This window comes from Streptomyces sp. C (genome assembly GCF_000158895.1).
Taxonomy (GTDB): domain Bacteria; phylum Actinomycetota; class Actinomycetes; order Streptomycetales; family Streptomycetaceae; genus Streptomyces; species Streptomyces racemochromogenes.
The window spans coordinates 2,373,580-2,376,612 of record NZ_GG657750.1 but is presented as its reverse complement, the minus strand read 5'-3'; the positions used below and the strand labels follow the sequence as shown (position 1 = coordinate 2,376,612).

General features: G+C 69.4%; 4 protein-coding genes. 3 read left to right on the top strand and 1 reads right to left on the bottom strand.

Going from position 1 to position 3,033, the window contains the following annotated elements; translation table 11 throughout:
- Positions 1-218: 218 nt before the first annotated feature.
- Both npdG and SSNG_RS10490 read left to right on the top strand, forming a co-directional pair.
- Positions 219-923, top strand: coding sequence for an NADPH-dependent F420 reductase (npdG, locus tag SSNG_RS10495; RefSeq protein WP_007263799.1), 705 nt, complete (start codon positions 219-221; stop codon positions 921-923).
- A gap of 105 nt (positions 924-1,028) precedes the next feature.
- Entirely contained in the window at positions 1,029-1,208 is a 180-nt protein-coding gene (locus tag SSNG_RS10490) for a hypothetical protein (protein ID WP_007263798.1), read from the top strand.
- Between the two features lie 9 nt (positions 1,209-1,217).
- Here the strand turns inward: SSNG_RS10490 and SSNG_RS10485 are convergent, their stop codons facing one another.
- A complete protein-coding gene (locus SSNG_RS10485) occupies positions 1,218-2,024 on the bottom strand; it encodes a site-2 protease family protein (RefSeq protein WP_007263797.1) in 807 nt (268 codons plus the stop codon).
- Positions 2,025-2,083: 59 nt separating this feature from the next.
- Here SSNG_RS10485 and SSNG_RS10480 point away from each other — a divergent pair.
- Positions 2,084-3,033, top strand: a 950-nt coding sequence (locus tag SSNG_RS10480; protein WP_206731287.1) for a BTAD domain-containing putative transcriptional regulator, incomplete at its 3' end; no start/stop codon positions are given.

Genomic DNA, 3,033 nt, shown 5'->3' with positions numbered 1-3,033 from the left:
TCGTACTGCTCGGTGCCCACCAGCAGCAGGCTCCCGCCGGCCGGCGCCACCTACCGCCGCAGCGAACCCGCGAAGCGCCGGGCCTCGTCCGGCCACCGCGTCCCGGCGAGCACCTCGCGCAGCAGCGCCACCCTCACGGCATCCATGCGGCATCCATGGCGGCATCCTGCACCATCGGACCCTCCTCGTCCGGCCTACCCGGCAGTACGCTCGCCAGCATGACTTCCTCAGACAGCACGCAGAAGCCGCCGGCCAGGGACCCCTGGGACCTCCCCGACGTCTCCGGCCTCGTCGTCGGCGTCCTCGGCGGCACCGGCGACCAGGGCCGCGGCCTCGCCTACCGGCTCGCCCGCGCGGGCCAGAAGGTGATCATCGGCTCCCGCGCCGCCGACCGCGCCGAGACCGCCGCCGCCGAACTCGGCCTCGGCGTCGAGGGCGCCGACAACGCCGAATGCGCCCGCCGCAGCGACATCGTGATCATCGCGGTTCCGTGGGAGGGCCACGCCAAGACCCTCGAAGCCCTGCGCGAGGACCTCGCCGGCAAGCTCGTCGTGGACTGCGTCAACCCCCTCGGCTTCGACAAGCAGGGCGCCTACGCCCTCCAGGTCGAAGAGGGCAGCGCCGCCCAGCAGGCCGCCGCCCTGCTCCCCGACTCCCGCGTCACCGCCGCCTTCCACCACCTCTCCGCCGTCCTCCTCCAGGACGCCTCGGTCGAGGAGATCGACACCGACGTGATGGTCCTCGGCGAATCCCGCGCCGACACCGACGTCGTCCAGGCCCTCGCGGCCCGCATCCCCGGCATGCGCGGCGTCTTCGCGGGCCGGCTGCGGGGCGCCCACCAGGTCGAGGCGATGGTGGCCAACCTCATCTCCACCAACCGCCGCTACAAGGCCCACGCGGGCCTCCGCCTCACCGACGTGTGACCCCACCGCCCCCCTCCGGGCCCCGCACCGGCGGCGGGGCCCGCACGGGATGGGGGACACTGGAGGGGTTCGACCCCCTTCCGTGTCGCCGAGGAGCTGTTCCGGATGCCCCGCCTTGCCCTGTTCGCCATTGTCGTCTGCGTCCTCGCCGTGGCCGCGGCCGTGGTCGCCTTCGTGGAGGGCAGCTTCCTCGGGATCGTGTGGGTGCTGCTGGCCGGCGTCACGTCCAACATGGCCTGGTTCTACGTCCGCAAGGCCAAGGCCGAGAAGCAGCGGGCGGCGTAGCCCCCCGGGTCAGTCCTGCGGGGCCGCGCAGAAGGAGGAACCGTCGGAGTCCTGCCAGAAGCGGTACAGGTCGCGGCCGCAGTAGGTCTCCAGGTCCGAGACGCCCAGCGCCCGCAGGACCCCGCGCACCGCGTCGAAGAACACGGCGTTCACCTCCGGGATCCACAGCAGCGCGAACACCCCGATCAGCGCGAACGGCGCCAGCGGAGCCAGCTCGCGGCGGACGCGGTGGGACAGCCACGGCTCGATGATCCCGTAGCCGTCCAGGCCCGGGACCGGCAGGAAGTTCAGGATCGCCGCCGAGACCTGGAGCAGCGCGAGGAACGCCAGCGCGAAGCGGAACGGCAGCGGGACCCCGTCGAGGGCGTCCAGCCAGAACGGCGCCGTGCAGACCACGGCGAAGGCCACGTTCGTCAGCGGGCCCGCAGCCGACACCAGGCTGTGCTTCCAGCGGCCCCGGATCCGGTCGCGCTCGATGTACACCGCCCCGCCGGGCAGGCCCAGCCCGCCCAGGATCACGAAGACCACCGGCAGCACGATGCTGAGCAGCGCGTGCGTGTACTTCAGCGGGTTCAGGGTCAGGTAGCCCTTGGCGCCGACCGTGATGTCACCGCCGTGCAGCGCGGTACGGGCGTGCGCGTACTCGTGCAGGCACAGCGAGACCACCCACGCCGACGTGACGAAGAGGAACACGGCCAGCCCCGGGCTCGCCGCGTAGCCCGTCCACACCGCCCAGCCGGTCACCGCCATGACGGCGACGATGCCGAGGAACACGGAACTGATCTGCCGCTCGCCGCGGGCGCCCTGATGAACCATGCGGCGAAACCTATCCCGGGCTCGGCGGCGGGGGTGCGGGGGCCGGGGAGAATGGGCCGGTGCGCTACGCGATTCTCGGCAACGCCCAGGCCATCAGCGACGACGGCAGCCCCGTCGCCGTCGGCGGAGCACGCCTGCGCGCGCTCCTGACCGCCCTCGCCCTGCGTCCCGGCCGCGCGGTCCCGGCCGGGGTGCTGGTCGCCGAGGTGTGGGACGCCGACCCGCCGGCCGACGCCGTCGCCGCGCTCCAGGCGCTGGTCGGGCGGCTGCGGCGGGCGCTGGGACACGCGGCCGTGCGGTCCGTGGAGGGCGGCTACCAGCTGGAGGCGGAGCGGGAGGACGTCGACCTGTACCGCTTCGAACGGCTCGCGCGCGCCGCCGCGGCGGACCCGGACCCGGCCCGGGCGGCGGCCCTGTACGACGAGGCGCTCGCGCTGTGGCGGGGCCCCGCGCTGGCCTCCCTCCCCGACCCGGCGGCCGAGTCCGCGCGCTGGGAGGCCGTACGGATGGACGCGCGCCGGGGCCGCCTGGGCGCGGCGCTGGCGCTGGGCGAAGCGGCGTCGGCCCTCCCGGAGCTGACCGAGCTGTGTGCGCGGCAGCCCCTGGACGAGTCCCTGCAGGTGCTGCGGATCCGGGCCCTGCGTGCGGCGGGCCGCCCGGCGGAGGCGCTGGCCGCCTACGAGACGGTCCGTCAGGACCTCGCCGCCCGCCTCGGCACGGACCCGGGCCCGGCCCTCCGCGCCCTCCACGCGGAACTCCTCGCACCCCCGGCCACCCCGCCCGGTATATATATATATATATATATGTATGTATATATATATATATATATATATATATATATATATATATATATATATATATATATATATATATATATATATATATATATATATATATATATATATATATATATATATATATATATATATATATATATATATATATATATATATATATATATATATATATATATATATATATATATATATATATATATATATATATATAT